21 protein-coding genes are annotated in these 24,750 nt (G+C 58.8%); 7 read left to right on the forward strand and 14 right to left on the reverse strand.

All coding sequences use genetic code 11. From position 1 onward, the window contains the following. From ubiE to udp, 4 genes are all read right to left on the reverse strand, one after another. Complete coding sequence (ubiE, locus tag E7738_RS12920; protein ID WP_021506949.1) at window positions 1–759, reverse strand: bifunctional demethylmenaquinone methyltransferase/2-methoxy-6-polyprenyl-1,4-benzoquinol methylase UbiE; 759 nt, start codon at window positions 757–759, stop codon at window positions 1–3. A 75-nt stretch (window positions 760–834) separates the two neighbouring features. Further along, window positions 835–2,346 (reverse strand): DNA recombination protein RmuC, encoded by a 1,512-nt coding sequence (gene rmuC, locus E7738_RS12925; RefSeq protein ID WP_021506950.1) that lies wholly within the window; start codon window positions 2,344–2,346, stop codon window positions 835–837. 117 nt (window positions 2,347–2,463) lie between these two features. Continuing rightward, window positions 2,464–3,735, reverse strand: coding sequence for a tetratricopeptide repeat protein (locus tag E7738_RS12930; protein WP_059012367.1), 1,272 nt, complete (start codon window positions 3,733–3,735; stop codon window positions 2,464–2,466). A gap of 100 nt (window positions 3,736–3,835) precedes the next feature. Continuing rightward, the gene (gene udp / locus E7738_RS12935) at window positions 3,836–4,597 is read right to left on the reverse strand and encodes a uridine phosphorylase (protein WP_021506952.1); all 762 of its coding nucleotides are present in this window, start codon (window positions 4,595–4,597) and stop codon (window positions 3,836–3,838) included. Between the two features lie 300 nt (window positions 4,598–4,897). On the opposite strand from udp, the gene E7738_RS12940 reads away from it, so the two are divergent. Continuing rightward, window positions 4,898–5,737, forward strand: a complete 840-nt coding sequence (locus E7738_RS12940; protein ID WP_394515689.1) for a dienelactone hydrolase family protein — start codon at window positions 4,898–4,900, stop codon at window positions 5,735–5,737. 53 nt (window positions 5,738–5,790) lie between these two features. On the opposite strand, the gene metE is transcribed toward E7738_RS12940, so the two are convergent. Beyond that, entirely contained in the window at window positions 5,791–8,061 is a 2,271-nt protein-coding gene (gene metE / locus E7738_RS12945) for a 5-methyltetrahydropteroyltriglutamate--homocysteine S-methyltransferase (protein ID WP_394515690.1), read from the reverse strand. A gap of 226 nt (window positions 8,062–8,287) precedes the next feature. Here metE and metR point away from each other — a divergent pair, with 226 nt between their 5' ends. Continuing rightward, a complete protein-coding gene (gene metR / locus E7738_RS12950) occupies window positions 8,288–9,220 on the forward strand; it encodes an HTH-type transcriptional regulator MetR (RefSeq protein ID WP_021506955.1) in 933 nt (310 codons plus the stop codon). A 90-nt stretch (window positions 9,221–9,310) separates the two neighbouring features. Beyond that, window positions 9,311–9,793, forward strand: a complete 483-nt coding sequence (locus E7738_RS12955; RefSeq protein ID WP_021506956.1) for a YehS family protein — start codon at window positions 9,311–9,313, stop codon at window positions 9,791–9,793. On the opposite strand, the gene E7738_RS12960 is transcribed toward E7738_RS12955, so the two are convergent. Next, entirely contained in the window at window positions 9,790–10,668 is an 879-nt protein-coding gene (locus E7738_RS12960) for a carboxylate/amino acid/amine transporter (RefSeq protein WP_150361811.1), read from the reverse strand. The two genes, E7738_RS12955 and E7738_RS12960, sit on opposite strands and share 4 nt — an antisense overlap. Window positions 10,669–11,072: 404 nt before the next feature. On the opposite strand from E7738_RS12960, the gene glpT reads away from it, so the two are divergent. After that, a complete protein-coding gene (gene glpT, locus E7738_RS12965; RefSeq protein ID WP_058758118.1) occupies window positions 11,073–12,413 on the forward strand; it encodes a glycerol-3-phosphate transporter in 1,341 nt (446 codons plus the stop codon). Between the two features lie 34 nt (window positions 12,414–12,447). Here glpT and yigL read toward each other — a convergent pair whose 3' ends face one another. Both yigL and pldB read right to left on the reverse strand, forming a co-directional pair. Then, on the reverse strand, window positions 12,448–13,248 hold the full coding sequence (yigL, locus tag E7738_RS12970; protein ID WP_058758117.1) for a sugar/pyridoxal phosphate phosphatase YigL: 801 nt from the start codon (window positions 13,246–13,248) through the stop codon (window positions 12,448–12,450). Window positions 13,249–13,280: 32 nt separating this feature from the next. Further along, on the reverse strand, window positions 13,281–14,276 hold the full coding sequence (pldB, locus tag E7738_RS12975; RefSeq protein WP_058775518.1) for a lysophospholipase L2: 996 nt from the start codon (window positions 14,274–14,276) through the stop codon (window positions 13,281–13,283). Between the two features lie 103 nt (window positions 14,277–14,379). Here pldB and rhtB point away from each other — a divergent pair, with 103 nt between their 5' ends. Next, window positions 14,380–15,003, forward strand: coding sequence for a homoserine/homoserine lactone efflux protein (rhtB, locus tag E7738_RS12980; protein ID WP_021506962.1), 624 nt, complete (start codon window positions 14,380–14,382; stop codon window positions 15,001–15,003). 81 nt (window positions 15,004–15,084) lie between these two features. Here rhtB and rhtC read toward each other — a convergent pair whose 3' ends face one another. From rhtC to pldA, 3 genes are read right to left on the reverse strand one after another with little or no spacing between them, the layout of a single operon-like run. After that, entirely contained in the window at window positions 15,085–15,708 is a 624-nt protein-coding gene (rhtC, locus tag E7738_RS12985) for a threonine export protein RhtC (RefSeq protein WP_021506963.1), read from the reverse strand. A 12-nt stretch (window positions 15,709–15,720) separates the two neighbouring features. Then, window positions 15,721–17,544, reverse strand: a complete 1,824-nt coding sequence (gene recQ / locus E7738_RS12990; RefSeq protein WP_394515691.1) for an ATP-dependent DNA helicase RecQ — start codon at window positions 17,542–17,544, stop codon at window positions 15,721–15,723. A gap of 20 nt (window positions 17,545–17,564) precedes the next feature. Further along, window positions 17,565–18,443, reverse strand: coding sequence for a phospholipase A (gene pldA, locus E7738_RS12995; RefSeq protein WP_021506965.1), 879 nt, complete (start codon window positions 18,441–18,443; stop codon window positions 17,565–17,567). Window positions 18,444–18,607: 164 nt separating this feature from the next. Between pldA and E7738_RS13000 the strand changes: the two genes are divergently transcribed. Next, entirely contained in the window at window positions 18,608–19,078 is a 471-nt protein-coding gene (locus tag E7738_RS13000) for a thioesterase family protein (protein WP_031279610.1), read from the forward strand. Window positions 19,079–19,121: 43 nt separating this feature from the next. Beyond that, window positions 19,122–20,021, forward strand: a complete 900-nt coding sequence (gene rarD / locus E7738_RS13005; RefSeq protein ID WP_058771068.1) for an EamA family transporter RarD — start codon at window positions 19,122–19,124, stop codon at window positions 20,019–20,021. On the opposite strand, the gene E7738_RS13010 is transcribed toward rarD, so the two are convergent. The 3 genes from E7738_RS13010 to uvrD form a co-directional block, all read right to left on the reverse strand. Further along, window positions 19,992–21,044 carry an AbrB family transcriptional regulator gene (locus E7738_RS13010; RefSeq protein ID WP_394515692.1) on the reverse strand — a complete coding sequence of 351 codons (1,053 nt, stop codon included), beginning with the start codon at window positions 21,042–21,044 and terminating at the stop codon, window positions 19,992–19,994. The two genes, rarD and E7738_RS13010, sit on opposite strands and share 30 nt — an antisense overlap. A 231-nt stretch (window positions 21,045–21,275) precedes the next feature. Beyond that, window positions 21,276–22,229, reverse strand: a complete 954-nt coding sequence (corA, locus tag E7738_RS13015; protein WP_010617090.1) for a magnesium/cobalt transporter CorA — start codon at window positions 22,227–22,229, stop codon at window positions 21,276–21,278. Window positions 22,230–22,550: 321 nt separating this feature from the next. Beyond that, complete coding sequence (gene uvrD, locus E7738_RS13020; RefSeq protein WP_021506969.1) at window positions 22,551–24,713, reverse strand: DNA helicase II; 2,163 nt, start codon at window positions 24,711–24,713, stop codon at window positions 22,551–22,553. Window positions 24,714–24,750 lie beyond the last annotated feature (37 nt).

Here is a 24,750-nt window from a genome sequence, read left to right on the forward strand (position 1 = left end):
TCAGAACTTAAAGCCACGATGCAGCGCCACAATGCCGCCGGTCATGTTGTAGTAGCTGGTATTTTCAAAGCCAGCGTCGTTCATCATCGCCTTCAGGGTTTCCTGATCCGGATGCATACGAATCGACTCCGCCAGGTAGCGATAGCTCTCCGCGTCTTTTGCCACCAGCTGGCCGATGCGCGGCAGAATGTGGAAAGAGTAAGTGTCGTAGGCTTTGCTCAGCGGATCGAAAACCGGTTTAGAGAACTCCAGCACCAGCAGACGGCCGCCCGGCTTGAGCACGCGGAACATCGACGCCAGCGCCTTCTCTTTTTCGGTCACGTTACGCAGGCCGAAGGAGATGGTGATGCAGTCGAAATAGTTATCCGGGAACGGCAGCGCTTCTGCGTTAGCCTGCACGTAGCTGACGTTGCCGGTTACGCCGAGATTGCGCAGCTTTTCGCGTCCCATCTTCAGCATTGAGCTGTTGATGTCCGCCAGCACCACCTGACCGGTTTCACCGACCAGGCGCGAGAATTTTGCCGTCAGATCGCCGGTACCGCCGGCCAGATCCAGGACGCGCTGACCGCGGCGCACGCCGCTGCTGTCGATGGTAAAACGCTTCCAGACGCGATGGATGCCGAACGACATCAGATCGTTCATCAGGTCATATTTCGCCGCGACGGAGTGAAACACGTCCGCGACTTTATCGGCCTTTTCACTTTTGGCGACGGTCTGAAAGCCAAAATGGGTAGTTTCCTGCTGTGATTCATCTGCCATCGGTTTTACCTGTTCCACAAACAATACTTCCCGAAGTGTATCAGAGTCGGGCGATCCGAGCACGCCACCGGCGTGTTATTCGTTAATGCGGCGCAGGGAAGCGGCGGAAGAATCTGCCGCATTTTCAGCGGGCTCGCTATCATCGGCCCATGTATCATCCGCCGCGTCGGGCTGCGCCTGCTCTGCCAGTTGCGGGTTGATGGGCCGTTTGATCTCCACGCCAAGCGCACGAAACGACTCGCTCTGGGCGATCAGATTGCCGCGCCCCTGTGCCAGCTTTTTCATCGCTAGCTGATAACTCTGCTGCGCTTTGTCGAGGCTATGCCCGATGCCGCTCATATCATCGACAAACAGCCGCATCTTATCGTACAAGCGCGCAGCGCGGTCGGCGATGCGCTGGGCATTACGGCTCTGATGCTCATAGCGCCACAGGTTATTAATGGTGCGCAGCGCCACCAGCAGCGTGGTCGGGCTGACCAGCATAATGTTTTGCTGCAGCGCTTCGCTGATCAGCTCCGGCTGACGATCGATCGCCAGCAGAAACGCCGGTTCGACCGGAATAAACATCAGCACATAATCCAGCGAGCGTAAACCGGGCAATTGTTGATAATCTTTACGCCCCAGCAGCCGGATATGCCCGCGCACCGCGTTGATGTGCTCCTGAATCGCCTGTTCGCGCGTCAGCTCATCGTCGGCGTTGAAGTAGCGCTCATAGGCAATCAGCGTCATTTTGGCGTCAATTACCACATCTTTACCCTGCGGCAGACGCACAATCACATCCGGTTGCATACGGCCCTGCTGCTCCAGCTGCACGCTGACCTGAGTCTGGTACTCGTAGCCTTCGCGCAGACCTGAGGCCTCCAGCACCCGGCTGAGCACCACTTCGCCCCAGTTGCCCTGAATTTTATTGTCGCCCTTCAGCGCTTTGGTGAGGTTGATCGCTTCCTGCGCCATCTGCGCGTTGAGCTGCTGCAGCTGACGAATCTCATGCGCCAGCGTGTGGCGTTCACGCGCTTCCTGGCCGAAGCTGTCGTTGACCTGGCGGCGGAAGCCGTCCAGCTGTTCGCGCAGCGGGCCGATCAGGCTGTTGAGGCTCTGCCGGTTCTGCTCGTCGACGCGTTTTCCGCTGTTTTCGAAGATTCGGTTGGCGAGGTTTTCAAACTGCGCACTCAGGCGCTGTTCGCTGTTGGTCAGCAGACGCTGCTTCTCCTCAGCGGCGAAACGCGTCTCTTCTAATCGAATGGTGACTTCCCGCAGTTCGGCTTCCTGCGCGCTGTTAACTTCCAGCTGATTACGCAACTCGCGGCTGAGCTGTTCACTCTCGGCCCGCCAGTAATCCAGCTGCTGCAGGCGCTCCTGCGCGCCGCTTAGCGTGCCGTGTAGCTGGCGCAGCTCCTGTTCGCGCTGCTGCAGTTGCTGTTGCAGCTGTTCCAGCTGCTGCTGCTGACGCTGCTGCGCCTGTTCCAGCAGGCGGCGTTCGGTGGTGAAGCTGGCGTGCTGATGGCCGGCGCGCAGCTGGGCAATAATCCAGCCAATGCCCAAACCGGCCAGCGCCAGCGCGCCGCTGATGATAAGTTGCTGATCCATAATCCCCCCGCGGATCGTCTCGCTGAGGAGAAGGTAGAGCGCCACTGTATGAATGTCCAGAACATTCATGGCAACCCGCGGATTTTATCGCGGGCGCGATAGGCTCCGTCCGGGCAACTACAGGGCGCGTACGGTCAGGTCGCCGGCTTTCCAGGCATCAATCAGGAAAAACGGCATCGGCAGCACCCATTCGCTGTCGCTTTTCACCTTCGCCGGATAGCACCAGCTGTTGCCGCCGTAGGTCAGCTCCACCTGCTGCTGGCCATTTTCAGCGTTAGCCACTTTGCCGGCCATGCTGGCGAAACCGGCGTTGCTGCCGACGTGGAAGCTGTCGGTCTGCCAGCGAATCGGCGCATGCGCCGGCCACGGCTGCGCGTGGTGGAAGTGAAAGATATCGTCGTGATTGAGGATGCTGTCGCGTACCGTCGGCCACAGCGCTACCTTGAGGAAGTACTGGTCGGTAAAGCGCTCGCTGCCGTCATACTGCGCGATAAAGTCGCGCATCTGCTGCTCCACGTTGTGAAACACGCCGTGACAGCCGCCCCACATGCCGGCCAGTAACAGCTCGGTGTGCGAATAATAATCGCGCATGTGGTGGAACCAGAATGGCGAAGCCAGCCAGGCGTCGACGGCCGCGACTTCGCGCTCTGACAGCAGCGAATCCGCATCCCGCACGATGTAGCGTTTTACGCTGACATCGTCCATCACCAGAAAGCGCCACAGCGTAGGGAAAATGGTTTTCTCCTGCGACATATCCACCAGTTGGGTGTTTGGCTGGGTCAGGCGCTGCCACACGTGCTGCGGCACGCTATCGTCGAGATAGATGCGGCACATCCAGTCCGGATAGAGCTCACGCGCCACCTCAACGTTTTTGATCAGGGTTTCGCAATAGCGCGGCTGACCGCCATACAGACTGAAGGAGATGATATTTTCTGCCGGATTGCTGCGGTTAATCGGCGCAGGCGCCGGTGCGGGAAAAGTCGCTTTCGCGCCCTGACTGAAACGCATGTCGGATTGGGTGAGCGATTCCAGGCCATAACGCGCCACTTCATCTGTCTTATCCAGCCAGCCACACACTTCCGTCAGGCCATCCAGCCAGGTTTCCGACGCCTGCGCGCGCTGCGCCGCCGGTGCCTGATAGATTTTCTGGTAAATCTTGTAGGATTTTTTATGTTCGCCGACGCGCATCAGCGTCAGCGCGTAGTCGCTGAGCACCTGCATCTGGTTAGGCATGACGCGCAGCACTTCTTCGCAGCACTGGCGCGCCAGAGGATAATCTGACGCGGCCATTGCCTGACGAAACCGCGCGGCGGCACTCTCAACGCGGGCCTGCATTGCAGCAGGGCGGCTGGTAAAACCCGGACGTGGGACAGAGATCGTTTTGCGCATAGGAAATTTCTCAGAATCGGCTGAAATTGCGCGCATTCTAATCAGGCAATTGCTGAGCTCCCTATAAGCCTGGTCTCGAAATCATTCCCTGACTGGCGCGCTAAAGTAAGCGACGCGCGGCATCCACCACAATTTTCACCGCATCGCTTTCTGTCTGCTTCATAGTGGCCGCATCCGGGATCTCTTTTTGCGTGCGATTCACGATGACGCCAGCCACCATGCCGGCACGCAGTCCCTGACTGGCGCACATGGTTAACAGTGTAGCGGATTCCATTTCATAGTTAAGTACGCCCATTTGCTGCCACTCTTTCATCGAGCCCTGGAAGCGGCTCACTACGCGTCCGGAGAAGGTGTCGTAGCGCTCCTGGCCAGGATAGAAGGTGTCTGACGAGGCAGTGACACCAATATGCGTGGTCGCACCGCAGGCTTCTGCCGCGGCCACCAGCGCGGTGGTGCAGGCGAAATCAGCCACCGCTGGGAATTCCATCGGCGCAAAGTGCAGGCTGGCACCGTCCAGACGGACCGAGGCGGTGGTCACCAGCACATCACCCACGTTGATGTGTGGCTGAATCGCGCCGGTGGTACCCACACGCAGGAAGGTACGCACGCCCAGCTGCGCCAGCTCTTCAACGGCGATAGAAGTGGACGGACCGCCAATACCGGTGGAACAGACGACCACCGGTTTGCCGTCGATCTCCGCCAGCCAGGTGGTGAATTCACGGTGCGACGCGAGGTGCTGTGGATTCTCCATCAGCGCCGCGATTTTCTTCACGCGCTCCGGATCGCCAGGAACAATCGCCAGCGTGGCTCCTTTCAAATCGGCTTTGGTGATGCCAAGGTGGAAAACGTCAGACTGGGCCATATCAGACTCCTGGAAGATAAGGGGAATAAGCGCGCCACTTTACGTCAGCGGCCCGGATAAATATGTGACTGAATTCACTATCAATAATGAAAGTTACATTGAACTAAAAATATTGTGTGACTCTAATCACATATTAGCGGTCTGCTGCGCTGAATTGCTACAAGCGGTGCTGTGTAACCGTAAAAGGCAGTGTTAATAGAGAAGCAGACCAGGTTAACCATCCCCCGTACCCTACGCCAGCCTTGCCGTAAGGCCAGGCTATAGTTACGTGATTGCGCACTTGCTAGCACGGAGAGAACCATGAAAACCGAAGACAATATGGCACAAAAATCCGCCACCGACGGCTTTGCGCCAGCGGTGCAGCCCACCGCAGCCAGCACCATCATTACCGCCAGCGATGCCATTCACGCGGGCGAGACGTCCGTGCCGAGCCAGGGTGAGAACCTGCCGGCTTATTATGCTCGTCCGCAACAGTTTAGAGGCACGCTGCCGGTCGTGCTGGTGGTGCAGGAAATTTTCGGCGTGCACGAGCACATCCGCGATCTGTGCCGCCGTCTGGCACTGGAAGGCTATCTCGCCGTGGCGCCGGAGCTCTATTTCCGCGAAGGCGATCCCAACGATTACAACGATATCCCCACCCTGTTCAAAGAGCTGGTGAGCAAAGTATCGGATTCGCAGGTACTGTCGGATCTCGACCACGTGGCCAACTGGGCGGCGCGCCACGGCGGCGATATCCGTCGTCTGGCGATCACCGGTTTCTGCTGGGGCGGTCGCATCAGCTGGCTGTTTGCCGCCCATAATCCGCAGGTGCGCGCCGCCGCCGCCTGGTACGGTCGCCTGGAGGGCGAGAAAACGCTGAAGCAGCAGAAACATCCTATTGATATTGCAGTGGATTTGAATGCACCGGTGCTGGGCCTGTATGGCGGCCAGGATGAAAGCATTCCACTGGAGAGTATCGATAAGATGCGCCAGGCCCTGCACGCGGCCAATGCCAAAGCCGAGATTGTGGTGTATCCGGAAGCTGGCCACGCCTTCAACGCCGACTATCGTCCGAGCTACCACGCCGATTCCGCACAGGATGGCTGGCAGCGCATGCTGGCGTGGTTTAAGCAGTATGGCGTCGCGCCAAACGCGGAATAAAAAAAGGGGCGCCAGCGCGCCCCAACTCAACAACACAACGTATTATCCTGCCATCAAACGGTTTCGGCGCGCAGCTTCTGCGCCGCTTTCACCATGTTGGCCAGCGCCTGACGCGTTTCACTCCAGCCGCGCGTTTTCAGGCCACAGTCCGGGTTCACCCACAGGCGCTGCTGCGGAATACTCTGCGCCGCTTTGCGCAGCAGATCTTCCATCCACTCCACGCTCGGTACGTTGGGTGAGTGGATGTCATACACGCCCGGCCCGATTTCATTGGGATATTCAAACGCTTTAAACGCATCCAGCAGATCCATATCAGAACGTGAGGTTTCGATAGTGATCACGTCGGCGTCCAGCGCGGCAATCGAATCCATGATGTCGTTGAACTCGCAATAACACATGTGGGTGTGAATCTGCGTCTCGTCCTGCGCCACCGCGGCGTTAAGGCGGAACGCGTCCACCGCCCAGCGCAGATAGGCTGCCCAGTCAGACTGATGCAGCGGCAAGCCTTCACGCAGCGCCGGTTCGTCAATCTGAATGATGCCGATACCGGCTTTTTCCAGGTCCTGCACTTCGTCGCGCAGCGCCAGCGCAATCTGTTTAGCGATGGTTTCGCGGGTCACGTCTTCCCGCGGGAACGACCAGCACAGGATGGTGACCGGTCCGGTCAGCATGCCCTTCACCGGTTTGTCGGTCAGCGACTGCGCATACTTTGCCCACTCGACGGTAATCGGCTGCGGGCGGCTGACGTCCCCGATGATCACCGGCGGCTTAACACAGCGCGAGCCGTAGCTCTGAACCCAGCCGTTCTGGGTGAAAACAAAGCCGTCGAGGTTTTCGCCGAAGTACTCCACCATGTCGTTACGCTCGGCTTCGCCATGCACCAGCACGTCGAGCCCCAGACGCTCCTGCTCCGCAATCGCCTGTCGGATGTGTTCCGCGATACCGGTGCGGTAGTGGCCGCCGTCAATGTTGCCTTTTTTGAAGTCGAGGCGCAGGCCGCGAATCTCGGTGGTCTGCGGGAAAGAACCGATGGTGGTGGTGGGCCACGCCGGCAGGTTAAAGCGCTGACGCTGCGCCTGAGCACGCACGGTGTAGCTGCTGTTGCGCTCAGTGTCTCTGGCCTGGACTTGCGCCAGACGCTGCGCCACGGCGGGATTATGCACGCGAGCAGAATTTGCCCGGGCACGAATCGGCGCGCTCCAGGCGTGCAGCGCAGCGGCATCGTGCTGGTTCAGCGCCTGACTCAGCAGCGACAGCTCCGTGCACTTCTGTAACGCAAAGGCGAACCAGCTTTTTATCTCGTCGTCGAGGCGGGTTTCCACGCTCAGGTCAATGGGGCTGTGCAGCAGTGAGCAGGAGGAACCGATCCACAGCTGTTGACGCTGGCCGGTCAGCGGCTGCAGGCGCTCAAACCAGCGGGTGAGATCGGCGCGCCAGACGTTACGGCCATTGATCACCCCCAGCGACAGCAGCCAGTCCGCCGGGATCTGCTGGTTGAGTTGCTCAAGGTCGTCTTTGCCGTGCACCAGGTCCACGTGCAGGCCCTGCACCGGCAGCGTTTTGATGACATCAAGATTCTGACCAATGCTGTCAAAGTAGGTGGTCAGCAGCAGTTTCACTTCGCCCTGTAGCGCGTCGTACGCCGGTTTAAACGCCTCGCGCCACGCCTGCGGCAGTTCCAGCGCCAGCGCCGGCTCATCAATCTGCACCCATTCGATGCCGCGCTGACGCAGTTCAGCCAGCACCTGACGGTACACCGGCAGAATGGCCTGCAGCAGCGACAGGCGGTCAAAGGCGTCACCTTTCACCTTACCCAGCCACAAATAGGTCACCGGCCCCAGCAGCACCGGTTTGATGGTGTGGCCGAGCGCCAGCGCTTCATCCACCTCGTCCAGCAGTTGCGTCCAGCTGAGACGGAACTGCTGACCCTGGGTAAATTCCGGCACGATATAGTGATAGTTGGTGTTAAACCATTTGGTCATCTCTGCCGCCGCCGCAGGCTCGCCGCTGGGCGCCCGACCGCGGCCGATGCGGAACAGGGTGTCGAGGTCAATCGAGCCGTCTTTATTCTGGTGCCGTGCCGGTACGTTACCGAGCAGCAGGCTGGTGGTCAGTACGTGATCGTACCAGGCAAAATCGCCGACCGGCAGCAGATCAACACCGGCGTCTTTCTGCTGCTGCCAGTGACGGGCGCGCAGTTCACGACCCACCGCCAGCAGTTCGTCCTGTGAGCTGTTCCCGGCCCAGTAGCTTTCCTGCGCTTTTTTCAGTTCGCGGCGCAGTCCGACGCGAGGGAAACCGAGAGTATGGTTCAGAATGGTCATGTGAGATTCTCCAGAAGTTGTTCGCTGTGCGACAGTCGCAGCAACCGATTTACGTTCATCCAGCGGGCAATCCTGCCGTGCGCTGAGCGTATTAGCTGGACAAAGGTAAAGTGGCCGTCGCGTCTGACTGAGATGTTTAGCCGTCCAGATGTTTACACCGCTATAATCTGCGGGTACTGTATGTGTCTCAAGCGCAATTTGTTCAATCTCGATGTGAAGGACTCTCATGATCGAACTCAAACACCTGCGGACGCTGCAGGCGTTACGGCACACCGGCTCGCTGGCTGCCGCCGCCGCTCAGCTTCATCAGACGCAATCGGCGTTGTCTCACCAGTTCAGCGACCTGGAACAGCGGCTGGGCTTCCGGCTGTTCGTGCGTAAGAGCCAGCCGCTCCGTTTTACGCCGCAGGGAGAGATTCTGTTGCAGCTGGCGGAGCAGATTCTGCCGCAGATTCAGCAGGCGCTGCAGGCCTGTCATGAGCCGCATCAGACCACGTTGCGCATCGCTATCGAATGCCACAGCTGCATCCAGTGGCTGACGCCGGCCCTGAACAATTTCCGTCAGAGCTGGCCGCAGGTAGTGATGGACTTCAAATCCGGCGTGACCTTTGATCCGCAGCCGGCGCTGCAGCAGGGTGAACTGGACGTGGTGCTGACGTCCGATATTCTGCCGCGCAGCGGTTTGTTCTATGCGCCGATGTTTGATTTTGAGGTGCGGCTGGTGCTGGCGCCGGATCACCGCCTGGCGCAGCTGGCTCACATCACGCCGGAAGATTTGGCCGATGAGGTGCTGATGATCTATCCGGTACAGCGTCAGCGGCTGGACGTGTGGCGTAACTTCTTACAGCCAGCCGGCGTCAGCCCGGCGCTGAAGAGCGTGGATAATACACTGTTGCTGATCCAGATGGTGTCAGCCGGCATGGGCATTGCCGCGCTGCCGCACTGGGTGGTAGAGAGCTTTGAGCACCAGGGGCTGGTGGTGACGCGCACGCTGGGCGACGGGTTGTGGAGCCGTTTATACGCGGCGATGCGCGATGGCGAGCAGCGGCAGCCGGTGCTGGAGGCCTTTGTGCGCTTTGCCCGTCAGCACGCCTGCGAACACCTGCCTTATGTGCGCGATGCCTCGCGCCCCGGTTCCCTGCAGCCGGTCTCGTCCTGATGCCGCGGGCGGCCAATGTCGCCCGTGCTGTTATCCCTGCCCTGCCTGCTCTATAATGCGCCGCCTTAACCGCTACCGGAGAGTTTCACCATGACCAATAACGATGTGCTGCGCAGCGTGCGCTATATGCTGGATTTGAGCGACAGCAAAGTGGTGGAGATTTTTGCGCTGGCGGGCAGTGAAGTACCGCGTGAAGATGTGCAGGCGTGGCTGAAGAAAGATGACGATGAGGCGTTTCGTAAACTGCCGGATGTGCTGATGGGCTACTTCCTCAACGGTCTGATTTTCTACCGTCGCGGCAAAAGCGAAGACGCGCCGGCCCCGTCGGTTGAGCGCCGCATGAACAATAATATCTTTCTCAAGAAGTTACGCATCGCCTTCGCGCTGAAAACCACCGATATCCCGGATATCTTATTGAAGGCTAACTTCAAGGTGTCACAGGCTGAAATCGGCGCGATTTTCCGCAACCCGGATCATAAAAATTATCGCGAGTGCGGTGACCAGATTCTGCGTAACTTCCTGAAAGGTTTAACGCTGATTCAGCGGCCATCTACACCCGCGAAAAAAAGCTAAGCGCCTGAACTGCTGCTTTTGGCCGTGTGTCCCAGTACCCAGCGTTTATGCACGTACAGGGACGCAAAAATCACTATCGCCCCGGCGATAAAGCTCGGCCAGTGCGGCTTCTCCTGCCAGATCGCCAAATTCACCAGTAATCCTGCCGGCACGTGCATGTTGTTCATAATGCCCAGCGTCCCGGCATCGACCTGGGTCGCGCCGTAGTTCCACATGAAGTAACCCAGCCCGGACGCGACCACGCCCAGCCACACCAGCACGCCCCACTGCAGCGTGGTGGTCGGCAGCTTGTGCGGATTGCCCCAGATGCACCAGGCGATCACCGCGATCAGCACTGCGCCGAGATAGAACCACGAGAACGCGGTGTGCTGCGGCATCGGGCGGACTTCCTGCAGGCGCTTATAGCCCACCATGCCAATCGCAAAGCAGATGTTAGCCGCCTGCACCAGCAGCAGTCCGAACCAGAAATCATCGCTGACTTTGTCGTAGCGGATAATGGCCGCACCGAGCACCGCCAGCAGCGCGCTGAAAGCATAGCCAATGCGCAGCGGGCGCTTGCTGAGCAGGTCATAAATCAGCGTGACATATAGCGGCGTCATCACCGTAAACAGCAGGAATTCCGGCACGCTGAGATAGAGATAAGCCTCGAAACTGATCAGATACATGATGCCTAATTGCAGCATGCCCACCAGCATATAGAGCAGTAACGTTGAGGCGCGGTAACCGCGCCAGCGCAGAAACGGCAGAAAGACCAGCGCCGCCAGGCCTAAACGCATCAGCACCGAGAACCAGGTATCCACCTGCCCCGCCAGATACTCCCCGATTAAACTAAAAGAAAAAGCCCACAGAATGGTGGTAACGATCAGCAACAGCACGGTTATGTATCCTAAAGTTCAACACTGGCGCTAGTGTAAACAAACTACAGCGCGCTGGCGGGATAATCTGGTTGACATGTGATGAAATTAAACACGATCGCATCTTCCCTGCCCGGTCAGCAGGCACGCGTCCGCATGGCGGGTTGACCGACGGGCGGCGATTTTTATGAGGCAGCGCGCCGTTTTCTCTGACAGAAATGCGCGAAATCCAACATTTACTGGTTTATATCGCTCTTTATTGTCATAAAACTGTAACATATGTGTCACACGTCACAGTAACTGCGCGTAACCATCACTATTCTGTGCGCGAAATGGAAAGGTTGCTTTCTGTTCGCTGTCGTACTTTTTTTGCCCCAACCTGCTGGGAATCGATAACTATATTGCGCCCTTGGAGGGCCATTCTGATGTTGAGTATTTTTAAACCTGCACCACACCAGCCCCAGGTGGCGGATGATCGCGTCGATCCGCTCTATCGTCGTCTGCGCTGGCAGATCTTCTTCGGCATTTTCTTTGGCTACGCCGCCTATTATCTGGTGCGCAAAAACTTTGCGCTGGCGATGCCTTACCTGGTCGAACAAGGCTTTTCCCGCGGCGACCTTGGCTTTGCCCTCTCCGGCATCTCCATCGCCTACGGTTTTTCCAAATTCATCATGGGATCGGTCTCGGATCGCTCCAACCCGCGGGTCTTTTTACCCGCCGGCCTGATTCTCGCCGCCGCCGTGATGCTGGTGATGGGCTTCGTGCCGTGGGCAACCTCGAGCATCATGGTGATGTTCGTGCTGCTGTTTCTGTGTGGCTGGTTCCAGGGCATGGGCTGGCCACCGTGCGGACGCACCATGGTGCACTGGTGGTCGCAGAAAGAGCGCGGCGGCATTGTGTCGGTATGGAACTGCGCGCACAACGTGGGTGGCGGTATTCCTCCGCTGCTGTTCCTGCTCGGCATGGCGTGGTTTAACGACTGGAAAGCCGCGCTCTATATGCCGGCGTTTGGTGCCATCCTCGTCGCCATCATCGCTTTTGCGCTGATGCGCGATACGCCGCAGTCGTGCGGGCTACCGCCGATTGAGGCATGGAAGAATGACTATCCGCCGGATTACAGCGAGAACCACGAACAGGAGCTGACGGCGAAGCAGATTTTCATGCAGTACGTGCTGCCGAATAAGCTGCTGTGGTACATCGCACTGGCCAACGTGTTCGTATATCTGCTGCGCTACGGCATTCTCGACTGGTCACCGACCTATCTGAAAGAGGTGAAGCACTTCACGCTGGATAAATCCTCGTGGGCCTATTTCCTGTACGAATACGCCGGGATTCCGGGCACGCTGCTGTGCGGCTGGATGTCGGACAAGGTATTCCGCGGCAATCGCGGTGCCACCGGGGTGTTTTTCATGACGCTGGTGACCATCGCCACCATCATTTACTGGCTGAACCCACCGGGTAATCCGGGCGTGGATATGATCTGCATGATCGTCATTGGCTTCCTGATCTACGGTCCGGTGATGCTGATTGGTCTGCACGCGCTGGAGCTGGCACCGAAAAAAGCGGCCGGTACTGCGGCAGGCTTTACCGGTCTGTTCGGCTATCTCGGCGGATCGGTGGCAGCCAGTGCGATTGTCGGTTACACCGTGGATTTCTTCGGCTGGGACGGCGGTTTCTTAGTGATGATTGTCGGATCGGTGCTGGCGGTGGTGTTACTGCTGCTGACCATGGTCAGCGAGCATCGCCACAAGCAGCAGCAGGCATAATCTGAGCGGGCCGGTGCATACCGGCCCGTTTTATTCAGGCCAGGAACAACTTACGCAGCGTCTGCGGCACCGCGTCGTCGGCGTTGCTGCCAATCACTTCCAGCGTCGGCAGGGTATCTTTCAGGCGCTGATGAGCGTTACGCATGATGCAGCCTTTGCCCGCCATACTCAGCATCTCGACATCATTCATGCCGTCGCCAAACGCGATGCACTCTTTCAGCGAATAGCCAAGCTGTTTCGCCACGGCTTCCAGCGCGTGCCCTTTCGAGACGCCGCCAGCCATTACTTCCAGACAGGTGGGCAGCGAGAAACTGACATTAACCCGGTCACCCCAGCGCGCTTCAATCGCCTGTTCCAGCGGAACCAGATGCTCCGGATCGTCGCAGGTGAAGAACACTTTGCTGATGCCGTCGGTGGCCAGCATGCCGGGCTGATACACCTGATAGGTGAACACCGATTCCTGGAAAAACTCCGCTTCCTGCGGATTATGGCGGCTGATGTGCCACTCATCGTCGCGGTAAACGTGCGTCAGGATTTTCTCATCGTGATACTTCAGGCCATACAGCTCGCTGGCGATATCGCTGTCCAGATTATGGCTGAACACCAGTTCGCCGTCGGCGTTATGCACGCGCGCGCCGTTTGAGGTGATCATATACGCCGGAATGCCGAGCTTATCGCGCATCTGACCGACGTCGATGTAGTGGCGTCCGGTGGCAAAGATAAAATGCACATCGCGCGCCACCAGTTCCTGCAGCGTGGTGCGGGCAAACGGCGTCAGACGATGTTGCGGAGAAAGCAGCGTGCCATCCAGGTCGGATGCAACGATGTGGTACATGTAGGCCTCTGGTATTGATGTCTAAGAATACATTAGTCACGGTGGCGCTGATAAAAGTCGACCACCGCATTGAGCGCTTCGGCGCGCATGGCGTCTGTTTCAAACAGGATCTCGTGACGCGCGCCCTGAATGATGTAAGGCGTGGTGCCTTCCACCGCATGTCCCGCTGCCGCCATGGCCTCACAGAACAGATCCTGCGCGCGGTTATCCACCACGTCGTCTTCACTGGCCTGCAGCAGCAGAATCGGTGTCGTAATCTGCGCCACCTGATTAAGGATATGGCGTCCGGCCTGAATCCCTTCCCGCACCCAGTGATAGGTCGGGCCGCCGACGCGAATCGCCGGATCGTCGGCGTAAAAGCGCAGATTGCGACGATAACGTTCGCGACTGTGCGTCAGCCGGTTAATGCCAAACGGGCTGGCGCGCCAGCGTCCGGTGCCCAGCGCGTAGCCGTCGCGCAGCGCGGGCAGCTTTTCCGCCCAGTCGAGAATACGGTGCGCCAGAAACGGCGGCAGCGGCAGCACGATACCAAACATCGGCGCACAAAACACCGCCGCGTGGAAGGCCTGCGGCTGACGCGCCAGGAACAGCGCCACAATTGCGCCGCCCATCGAGTGCGCCAGCACGTAGCGCTGCTGATAGTGATGGCTGACGATCTCTTTCAGATACAGCGTTTCCAGATCGTCGACATAATCGCTGAACTCCACCACGTGACCGCGATGCGAATCGGCCAGCAGCCGGTCTGAACGCCCCTGACCGCGATGGTCGATAATCACCACATCGTAGCCGCAGTGGAACAGGTCATAGGCCAGCTCGGGGTATTTGATGTAGCTTTCAATGCGTCCGGGCACAATCAGGATGACACGCCGGTGTTGCGGTGAGGTGAAGCGCACATAGCGAATGGTCAGATTGCCCACGCCGCTGAATTCACACTCTTCACGCTGACGCCAGAAGTCGAGCAGCGGACCGGTAGCAAAGGCTGAAAAAGCGTGCTCACGTCCGAGCCAACTCTGTTTATGCTGCTGCATCCGTCCCCCTGAAAAAACGTCAAACGCGGCCCTGCACTTAATAGCGCAGCGCGATTTTCTGGCGTATTGTGTCACACTTCACTCTCTTCAGGGAATGTCACCCATGACCATTGAATGGTGGTTAACCTACCTGTTAACCACGACCATCCTCAGCCTCTCGCCCGGTTCCGGCGCGATCAACACCATGAGCACCGGCATCAGCCACGGCTATCGCGGTGCGGCAGCCTCAATTACCGGATTACAGCTGGGTCTCGCCGTGCATATTGTGCTGGTGGGCGCCGGTCTGGGCGCGCTGTTTTCGCAGTCGGTGCTGGCGTTTGAGGTACTGAAATGGGCGGGCGCGGCCTATCTGGTGTGGCTTGGCATTCAACAGTGGCGCTCAGCGGGCGGAATCGATCTCAATGCGGTGGCCAAAGCGATGCCGCGTCGTCGTCTGTTTCAGCGAGCGCTGCTGGTGAATCTCACCAATCCAAAGAGCATTGTGTTTCTCGCCGCGCTGTTTCCGCAGTTTATCGTGCCGCACCAGCCGCAGCTGATGCAGTATCTGGTGCTCGGCGTGACCACCATCGTGGTCGACATCATTGTGATGATTGGTTACGCCACGCTGGCGACGCGCATTGCCGGCTGGATCAAAGGTCCGAAGCAGATGAAGCTGCTGAACCGGGTGTTTGGTGGCTTGTTTATGGCGGTCGGCGCACTGCTGGCCAGCGCACGTAAAATGGCGTAACGATTGGCACTGATCGTAGCGGCACGCTTTATCGCGCCCAGTTGAAACGCGCAAAAAATTGCGCCGCTACGGTTCGGGATCTTATCGGGAGATGATGAGGTGAATACCAAACCCGGCAAACAGCACGCCCGCCATACCATCCACCCACTTCGCCATCCGCTGATACTTATCGCGCATCCACGGCAGGGCAAAAATCGCCGCCACCAGGGTAAACCAGGCAAAGGTTTCACCGACGATCAGCAGGAACAGGCCCCAGCGCTCAATCGCGCCCACATCGTTACCCACGAACAGTGAAAACACACTGCCGAAGTAGATGATGGCTTTCGGGTTAGACAGGTTGGTGAGAAACCCTTTGAGGAAGCTCATGCCACGCTTTGGCAGCTCAACCACCGGCGCTTCCGTATGAGGTTGCTTGTGACGCTGACGCGCCGAGCGCAGCAGCTGCCAGCCCATCCACAGCAGATACAGCCCGCCACCGACCATGATGATTTCATGCAGCCACGCCATTTTCTCCAGGATCAGATGCAGGCCCATCAGCGCGACACCGGCCCAAATCACAATCCCCAGCGTAATGCCGAGCACGCCCATCATCGCTTCTTTGCGCGAGCGGCTGGCGGCGGTCTGTGAGACAAAAAAGAAGTCCGGTCCCGGACTCATCAGCGCAACCAGATGCACCAGCGCGACGGTGGCAAATAACATCAGCATGGTTTATTTCCCTTATTCTTCATCAAGATGTTCTTTGATCATCAGCAGGAACGGCTTACCGAAGCGCTCCAGTTTGCGATGACCGACCCCGTTCACGCTCAGCATCTCTGAAGCGCTGACCGGCATTTGTTCTGCCATTTCAATCAGCGTGGCGTCGTTAAACACCACGTAAGGCGGAATATTCTCTTCGTCGGCGATGGCTTTACGCAGCTTACGCAGCTTGGCGAACAGCTTGCGATCGTAATTGCCGCCGTAGACTTTTGGCGCGCTGCTGCGGCTTTTCACCGTCACGGTACGCGGTACCGCCAGCATCAGCGGCACTTCAGCGCGCAGCACCGGGCGCGCGGCCTCGGTGAGCTGCAGCGCCGAGTGCATGGCGATGTTTTGCGTCACCATGCCCAGATGGATCAGCTGGCGCAGCACGCTGACCCAGTGCTCCTGACTCTGCTCGCGCCCGAGGCCGTACACCGGCAGTTTGTCGTGGCCGTTATCGCGGATGCGCTGGTTGGTTGAGCCGCGCAAAACTTCAACAATATAGCTCATCCCAAAACGCTGCCCGGTACGATAAATGCCCGACAGCGCTTTTTGCGCTTCGACCAGGCCGTCATAGCGACGCGGCGGATCGAGGCAGATATCGCAGTTGCCGCACGGCTGCTGGCGACCTTCACCAAAGTAGTTAAGCAGCACCAGACGACGGCAGGTTTGCGCCTCGGCAAACGCGCCCATGGCGTTGAGTTTGTGGCGTTCAATATCCTGCAGCGGCCCTGGCGCTTTCTCTTCCAGACACTTACGCAGCCACGCCATGTCGGCCGGGTCGTACAGCATCATCGCTTCCGCCGGCAGGCCATCACGCCCGGCGCGGCCGGTCTCCTGATAGTAGGATTCGATATTACGCGGAATATCGAAGTGCACCACAAAACGCACGTTGGGCTTGTTGATGCCCATGCCGAACGCCACGGTCGCGACCACGATTTGCAAATCGTCACGCTGAAAGGCTTCCTGCACGCGTGCGCGCTGCTCGCTGTCGATGCCGGCATGATAAGCGCCAACGCTGATGCCGCGACTCTGCAGACGCGCAGCGGTGTCTTCCACTTTGGCGCGGCTGTTACAGTAGATGATGCCGCTTTTGCCGCGCTGATCCTGCACATAGCGCAGCAGCTGCTCGGTAGGCTTGAACTTCTCCACCAGCGTGTAGCGAATGTTGGGACGGTCAAAACTGCTGATCTGAATCAGCGGATCGTGCATCTGCAGCAGATGCACGATGTCGTTACGCGTGGCTTCATCGGCGGTGGCGGTCAGCGCCATCACCGGCAGCTGCGGAATGCGCTGGCGCAGCTGACCGAGCGCGCCATATTCCGGACGGAAATCGTGGCCCCACTGCGAAATACAGTGCGCTTCATCGACGGCCAGCATCACCGGATTCCAGTGCTGCAGGGTGTCGAGGAAGTTATCCATCATCAGACGTTCCGGCGCGATGTACAGCAGCCGCAGTTTGCCGCTGCGGCAGTCCGCAAACACCTGCTGCTGCTGCTCACGCGTCTGCGTCGAGTTAAGGCACGCCGCCGCCACGCCGTTTGCCAGCAGCTGATCGACCTGATCTTTCATCAGTGAAATCAGCGGCGAAACCACCAGCGTCAGCCCTTCGCGCACCAGCGCCGGGATTTGATAGCACAGCGATTTGCCGCCGCCGGTCGGCATCACCACCAGGCAGTCGCGCCCTGACAGCGCGGTTTCGATGATGGTTTGCTGACCCGGACGGAACTGCTGATAGCCGAAGGTATCCTGTAATACCTGCTGCGCCAGCATTTCCTGATTAAGCACTGCCGATGTTACCACGGTAATCCTGTTTTGACTGGTTAGAACAGATCGTTAAGCGTTACGCCGACGCCAAGACGCGTCTGGCGATGGTTATAGTCAATAAGGGATTCACCATAACCGCTGAACAGCTGCGTGTAAAAGCGCACGTGTTCAGAAATCGGATAGCTCCACGCGAAGGTTGCACCGCCGTAGCCGCTATTCCAGTTGTAGTTGCCTTCCACGCTGAAAATGCTGTCGCCGAGCATATAGCCCAGCTTCGCGCGGTAGTAGCCCATGTACTTGGTGATGTCCGGGTTATCGTCGTTGCTGGCACTTTCCGGCAGGCGATACCAGGGTTTGATTTCCGCCAGGAAGTTGCCGTTCTCCGCCATCAGACGGGCGTAAGCGCGGTTCCAGCTGCGTGACGTGGGATCGCTGCGGCCGTTTGACTGATGATTCAGACCCAGCTCGACGTCGCGTAATGTCCAGCCGCCCAGCGAATAGTCGGTAGCCCAGCCGAGAAAAATCTGCGGCTCATAGTTGGTTTCACGAAACGGTGATGAAGCCCCCCGGTTCGACAACTGCCACCAGGAGCGCTGAGTATACGACGCGGCCAGCACCGAGTTGTCACCCAAAATGCCGCGCCACAGCGGAAACGCCAGGCTGAGCTGGAATTTTACTTCATCCTTTTTCGCTTTGTCTGCCCAGTTGTAAGAGGAAATCGCCTCTTTATTCATGTCGCTGGTGTAGGTGTAAAGCAGATAGTTATTTTCATAGGGATAAAGCACGAATGGGTTATCGTGTTTTTCCAGCAGGTTAGCGATAATACTGCCCTTCACTGCTGGTGCGTCATGAACCTCTTTCACGGTGGCTTCATCGGCCTGCGCCAGCGCAGGGACCATAAATGCCGCGGCCAGCAAGGCGTACTGCTTACGCATAGAATTCTCCAGAGCGCTGCAAAAGTTATCGTCGGGCGACGGTTCAAAAAGCACGCCATTCTACACGCAAACCCGGTGGTTGATTAGCGCGGATTTCTGAAACTGGAAAGCGGCGCGAACGCGGCATAATATACACAATTCTTTAACATCTTAAGGCAGGAAAAATGTCATCCCCGATGCTGACACAGCAGGAAGCGCGCCGGCTGATTGGCGAAATTTTTGTCTATCACATGCCGTTTAATCAGGCACTGGGCCTTGAGCTGGATCGCCTTGAAGCCGATTACGCCGAACTCGGCTTTGCCAATAAAACCATGCTGGTGGGTAATGCCGCGCAGCAGATTCTGCACGGTGGCGTGATTGCCTCAGTGCTGGATGTTGCCGCCGGGCTGGTGTGCGTCAGCCATGCGCTGTCGCGCCAGCAGAGCATCAGCGAAGAGGAGCTGCGTCAGCGCCTGTCACGCATGGGCACCATTGATATGCGCGTCGACTACCTGCGCCCGGGCCGCGGCGAGCGCTTTGTCGCCACCAGCAGCCTGCTGCGCGCCGGGAATAAAGTCGCGGTTGCGCGCGTCGAATTGCACAATCAGCAGGGCGATTACATCGCCACTGCGACTGCGACCTATCTTATTGGTTAACTTCGTGCGGCCTGCCACTCTCGCCGCTTTTCTGGAATAGATGATGGATACGCAACAAACGCGTCAGGGCATTTTTTATGCGCTGGGCGCTTACTTTATCTGGGGCATCGCACCGGCCTATTTCAAGCTGGTCAAAGAAGTGCCACCGACGGAAATTATGACCCACCGTGTGATTTGGTCGGCCCTGTTTATGCTGGGGCTGATTACCCTGAGCCGCAGCTGGCGTCAGGTACGCAGCGTGCTGGCGCAGCCGAAAAAAGTGCTGCTGCTGGCGCTGACCGCACTGACTATCGGCGGCAACTGGCTGCTGTTTATCTGGGCGGTGAATAATCAGCATATGCTGGAGGCCAGCCTCGGCTACTTTATCAACCCACTGATTAACGTGGTGTTTGGCATGCTGTTTCTGCGTGAGCGCTTCCGCCGTCTGCAGTGGCTGGCGGTGCTGCTGGCGGCCACCGGCGTGCTGGTGCAGTTGTGGCAGTTCGGTTCGCTGCCGATCATCGGCCTCGGCCTGGCGCTGAGCTTCGCGCTGTACGGGCTGGTGCGCAAGAAGATTCAGGTTGATGCACAGAGCGGTATGCTGATTGAAACCGCGTGGCTGTTCCCGCTGGCGGCCATCTATCTGTTTGGCTTTGCTGACAGCGCCACCAGCCACCTCAGCGCTAATCCGCTCAGCCTGAACCTCAAGCTGATCGCCGCCGGCATCATTACCACCATTCCGCTGATGCTGTTTGCCGCCGCCTGCGCGCGCCTGCGCCTGTCGACGGTCGGTTTCTTTCAGTATCTGGGGCCGACGCTGATGTTCCTGCTGGCGGTGCTGTTTTACGGTGAGAGCCTGACGCCGGATAAAATGGTGACCTTCGGCTTCATCTGGCTGGCGCTGGCGATCTTCATTCTGGACGCGCTGCTGTTTTCAGCCCGCACGCGCGTGCGCATAGCGTGAGATAAAACGGGCCATCGCCGGGCCGGTAAGCAGAATGGTAAACAGACGCAGCGTCTGCAGCGCCATAACAAACGCAATATCGACCCGGCTGCCAGCAGCAATAATCGCCACCGTATCCAGCCCGCCCGGGCTGGTTGCCAGATAAGCGGTCATCAGATCGACGTGCAGCACGCGCGTCAGCATCCACGCCAGCCCCCCGCACAACAGCATCAAGCCGATAATCGAGGCGATCATTTGCGGTAGCGTGCGCAGCGCCAGCAAAAAGATCGGCCGGGTAAAGCGCAGGCCAACGCTCCAGCCGATCAGCGCATAGGCCAGTGCCAGCAGCCACTCCGGCACCTGCAGCGTCGCGACACCTGTTCCGTGCAGCGTGGCACCCATCAGCGCCGGCAGCAGCAGCGCGCCGGACGGAATACGCAGTTTCTGCCCCAGCCACGCGCCCACCACCATCACCAGCAGCGTCAGCGCGAAGCCACTGTGCAGCGGCGGCAGCCAGACAATGTGGGCGGCGGCACCGCTGTTGCCGAGGCCGATGCGGGCCACCACGGCCGCCGCGGTGGCGACAAACAGTACGCGCAGATATTGCATAAACGCCACCAGCCGCACGTCGGCACCGAAATCGCCCGCCATTGCCACCATTGCGGACGCGCCGCCCGGCGACGATCCCCACGCGCCGGTTGGTCCCGGCAGCGAGCTAAAGCGCACCAGCAGAAAACCGGACAGCCCGCTGGCCGCCAGCGTCAGCAGCAGCACCGCCAGCACCACCGGCCAGTCATCGAGTAACGGCGCGAGGATCGCCGGTGACAGGCTCTGGCCGATCATGCAGCCCAGCACCGCCTGCGCCAGCACGAACAGCCGTTTGTCGATGCGCACGGTTGCGCCGCTCAGACCCATGAGGGTGCCAACCATCATCGGACCGAGCAGCAGTGCAGCCGGCAGGTGCAATAGCTGCAGCAGGCAGCCCAGCACCAGCGAAGCCGTCAGCAGCAGCGCCCACTGCTGCCGCAAAGAGAAACGCGCCATAGGGTGGAAATCAGAAAGTGAATTGAGGCAACAGGTTAGCAGATTAGCGCTGGCGCGTCAGGGGTAAGGCGCCAGCAAAAGACCGCACGCTGTTGTAGCGGCGCAATTTATTGCGCTCAGGTTTGCGTATTAATAACGCGAATGCCACGACGCAATATGCTGAGCATCCGTTAGACAAAGCGCGATGAATCGCGCCGCTACGGTTCTGTGCGATGATGCAATGCTGTGCGATTACAGCCAGTTCTTCCGTTTGAAATAGAGATACGGCGCCAGCCCGGCGAGAATCATCAGGCCAATCGCGCCGGGATAACCAAAGCTCCACTTCAGCTCCGGCATAAACTCAAAGTTCATACCGTAGCTGGAGGCCACCAGCGTCGGCGGCAGGAACACCACGGACACCACCGAGAAGATTTTGATGATGCGGTTCTGCTCGATGTTAATAAAGCCCATCGCCGCCTGCATCAGGAAGTTAACCTTCTGGAACAGTGATTCGTTGTGCGGCAGCAGCGATTCGATGTCGCGCAGGATCTCGCGCGCCTGCTCCAGCTGATTGCCCGGCAGCCGCGCTTTACGCACCAGGAAGTTCAGCGCACGCTGGGTATCCATCAGACACAGGCGTACTTTCCAGCCGATATCCTCCAGCTCCGCCAGGCGCGACAGCGCGTCGTCGTACTCTTCGCCCTGCTGCCCTTCCATGATCACGCGGCTGAGTTTTTCCAGCGCGCTATAGATGTTCTCGATCTCATCCGCCAGCTGCTCGATTTTGGTTTCGAACAGATCGAGCAGCAGCTCGTAGGCGTTGCCGTCGGTCAGTTGCTGATTGCGCGCGCGCATGCGGTACAGGCGGAACGCCGGCAGCTCACGCTCGCGCAGCGTGTACAGGCGATCTTCGCGGATGGTAAACGCCACGGTGGAGTTGCCGGCGTGATCTTCAGCATCTTCAAAAAAGAAAAAGGAGTGGATGTGCAGGCCGTCTTCGTCTTCGAAGAAACGCGCCGAGGCCTCAATGTCCTCCAGCTCGGGGCGCGTTGCCAGGCTCTGCCCCAGTTCTGACTGCACGCGCTCACGCTCGCTGTCGTCCGGCTCGATCAGATCGACCCACACCGAGGTGTTGAGTTTGTCGTTGTTGTCTTCCAGCTCGATGCGCGTCAGGCGATCGCGCTCCAGTTTAAATGCGCTCAGCATAGCAATACTCCCCATTGCAGACGACATGGGACAAGGCGGTGAACCGCAGTGCTGCTGGCACCACGGGCACGGCAAAGCCTGAACGCGGAAACTTTCGCTTCAAGGGTAAATCAGTGCTGACTCGTGCGACGGGATCAAAAAGGGAGGTCGCTGATAACCGCTAAGGCTACCCGCGTTAAAGAGGTAGCCTTAGAAATTGTCCCTGTTAACCAGGGTATAGAGCCAGCATCGACTGGGCGCGTCCAAGGCATTGTCCTCTCATGATAATAGTGCGCGCATGTTACGCTGAGACGAAAAAGTCGTCAAGGTAGCGCAACCGCGCTACACGGTTTCCAGCCGGGCGTAAGCCGCCACCAGCCACTTGATGCCCTGGCCCTGGAAGGCCACCTGCAGACGGCTGTGCTCGCCGCTGCCTTCCAGATTGATAATGGTGCCTTCGCCGAACTTAGCGTGGCGCACGCGCTGCCCGAGCGCGAAGCCGCTGTCGCTCTTCGCCACCGGTGTGCCCATGCGCTGATGGCTCACCGGCCGGCTCACGCTGGCGCGCAGCCGCACCTCTTCCACGCACTCTTCCGGCAGTTCACCAATGAAACGCGATGGCCGGTGATACACTTCCTTACCATAAAGGCGACGGGTTTCGGCGTAGGTGAGCGTCAGCTTCTCCATCGCGCGCGTCACGCCGACATACGCCAGGCGACGCTCCTCCTCCAGCCGGCCGCCTTCGTCCAGCGACATCTGGCTCGGGAACATGCCCTCTTCCATGCCGACGATAAACACCTGGCTGAACTCCAGCCCTTTCGCCGAGTGCAGCGTCATCAGCTGCACCGCATCCTGCCACTTGTCCGCCTGGCCTTCGCCAGCTTCCAGCGCCGCGTGCGACAGAAACGCCTGCAGCGGCATCAGATCTTCGTCTTCGTCCTGATAGCTGAACTGGCGCGTGGCGGTAACAAGTTCCTCTAAGTTTTCGATACGCGCCTGGCCTTTTTCGCCCTTTTCCTGCTCGTACATCAGCCACAGGCCGGAGTCTTTAATCACCCGATCGGTCTGTACGTGCAGTGGCAGCTCAGCGGTTTCCGTTGCCAGCGCATCCACCAGCTCGCAGAAGCGCTGCAGCGCCGAGGCGGCACGGCCGGCCAGCGCTTTGGATTGCAGCAGTGCGCGCGTGGCCTGCCACAGCGTCAGCTGCTGCTCACGTGCGGTCTGGCGCACCACGTCGAGCGTGCGATCGCCAACGCCACGCACCGGCGTGTTGACCACGCGCTCGAATGCCGCATCGTCATTGCGGTTGGCCAGCAGCCGCAGATAGGCCAGCGCATCTTTGATCTCCTGGCGCTCGAAGAAGCGCATGCCGCCGTAAATGCGGTACGGCATGCTGCCCTGCAGCAGCGCCTCTTCCAGTACGCGCGACTGGGCGTTGCTGCGGTAGAGAATGGCGCAATCCTGCAGCGCGTTGCCGTTTTCATGCCAGGTTTTGATGCGATTAACGACAAAGCGCGCTTCATCCAGTTCGTTGAACGCGCAATACAGCGAAATCTTTTCGCCGTCGCTGCCATCGGTCCACAGCTCTTTCCCAAGACGGCCATTGTTGTTGGCAATCAGGGCGTTGGCTGCTTTCAGAATGTTATTGGTGGAGCGATAGTTCTGCTCAAGACGGATGGTTTCCGCGCCTGGGAAATCCTGCAGGAAACGCTGGATGTTCTCCACCTGCGCGCCGCGCCAGCCGTAAATGGACTGATCGTCATCGCCAACGATGATGACCCGGCCGCTGTCGCCAGCCAGCATGCGAATCCACGCGTACTGAATGTTGTTGGTGTCCTGGAATTCGTCCACCAGAATATTGCTGAAGCGCTCGCGGTAGTGATTGAGAATCTGCGGCTTGTTGAGCCACAGCTCATGCGCCCGCAGCAGCAGTTCGGCGAAGTCGACCAGCCCGGCGCGATCGCAGGCTTCCTGGTACGCCTGATAGATACGTAGCCACGTCTGCTCCACCGGATTGCCGTAGCTTTCGATGTGCTTAGGCCGCAGCCCTTCGTCCTTTTTGCCGTTGATGTACCACATGCCCTGACGCGCCGGCCACTGTTTCTCGTCGAGGTTCATGGCTTTGATCAGGCGCTTGAGCAGACGCAGCTGATCTTCGCTGTCGAGGATCTGAAAATCCTGCGGCAGCCCGGCATCCAGGTGGTGCGCGCGCAGTAAACGGTGCGCCAGGCCGTGGAAAGTACCAATCCACATGCCGCCCTGGCTGGTACCGATCAGCTGGTCGATACGGTGGCGCATCTCCGCCGCCGCCTTGTTGGTGAAGGTCACCGCCATGATTGAGTAAGGCGAGCAGTTCTCTACCGACAACAGCCAGGCGATGCGATGCACCAGCACGCGGGTTTTACCGCTGCCTGCTCCGGCCAGCACCAGCAGATTGCTGCGCGGCGCGGCGACCGCTTCGCGCTGTTTGTCATTCAAGCCGTTAAGCAGATCGGAAACGTCCATAAGCACCGTTTTAAGCAAGTAGGATGCGTATCCTGCA

The organism is Pantoea sp. SGAir0430 (genome assembly GCF_043549295.1).

Excerpts from the sequence above, each read along its gene's own strand:
- ubiE (WP_021506949.1), bottom strand. The coding sequence starts at position 759 with ATGGCAGATGAATCACAGCAGGAAACTACCCATTTTGGCTTTCAGACC.
- rmuC (WP_021506950.1), bottom strand. The coding sequence starts at position 2,346 with ATGGATCAGCAACTTATCATCAGCGGCGCGCTGGCGCTGGCCGGTTTG.
- E7738_RS12930 (WP_059012367.1), bottom strand. The coding sequence starts at position 3,735 with ATGCGCAAAACGATCTCTGTCCCACGTCCGGGTTTTACCAGCCGCCCT.
- udp (WP_021506952.1), bottom strand. The coding sequence starts at position 4,597 with ATGGCCCAGTCTGACGTTTTCCACCTTGGCATCACCAAAGCCGATTTG.
- E7738_RS12940 (WP_394515689.1), top strand. The coding sequence starts at position 4,898 with ATGAAAACCGAAGACAATATGGCACAAAAATCCGCCACCGACGGCTTT.
- metE (WP_394515690.1), bottom strand. The coding sequence starts at position 8,061 with ATGACCATTCTGAACCATACTCTCGGTTTCCCTCGCGTCGGACTGCGC.
- metR (WP_021506955.1), top strand. The coding sequence starts at position 8,288 with ATGATCGAACTCAAACACCTGCGGACGCTGCAGGCGTTACGGCACACC.
- E7738_RS12955 (WP_021506956.1), top strand. The coding sequence starts at position 9,311 with ATGACCAATAACGATGTGCTGCGCAGCGTGCGCTATATGCTGGATTTG.
- glpT (WP_058758118.1), top strand. The coding sequence starts at position 11,073 with ATGTTGAGTATTTTTAAACCTGCACCACACCAGCCCCAGGTGGCGGAT.
- yigL (WP_058758117.1), bottom strand. The coding sequence starts at position 13,248 with ATGTACCACATCGTTGCATCCGACCTGGATGGCACGCTGCTTTCTCCG.
- pldB (WP_058775518.1), bottom strand. The coding sequence starts at position 14,276 with ATGCAGCAGCATAAACAGAGTTGGCTCGGACGTGAGCACGCTTTTTCA.
- rhtB (WP_021506962.1), top strand. The coding sequence starts at position 14,380 with ATGACCATTGAATGGTGGTTAACCTACCTGTTAACCACGACCATCCTC.
- rhtC (WP_021506963.1), bottom strand. The coding sequence starts at position 15,708 with ATGCTGATGTTATTTGCCACCGTCGCGCTGGTGCATCTGGTTGCGCTG.
- pldA (WP_021506965.1), bottom strand. The coding sequence starts at position 18,443 with ATGCGTAAGCAGTACGCCTTGCTGGCCGCGGCATTTATGGTCCCTGCG.
- E7738_RS13000 (WP_031279610.1), top strand. The coding sequence starts at position 18,608 with ATGTCATCCCCGATGCTGACACAGCAGGAAGCGCGCCGGCTGATTGGC.
- rarD (WP_058771068.1), top strand. The coding sequence starts at position 19,122 with ATGGATACGCAACAAACGCGTCAGGGCATTTTTTATGCGCTGGGCGCT.
- E7738_RS13010 (WP_394515692.1), bottom strand. The coding sequence starts at position 21,044 with ATGGCGCGTTTCTCTTTGCGGCAGCAGTGGGCGCTGCTGCTGACGGCT.
- corA (WP_010617090.1), bottom strand. The coding sequence starts at position 22,229 with ATGCTGAGCGCATTTAAACTGGAGCGCGATCGCCTGACGCGCATCGAG.
- uvrD (WP_021506969.1), bottom strand. The coding sequence starts at position 24,713 with ATGGACGTTTCCGATCTGCTTAACGGCTTGAATGACAAACAGCGCGAA.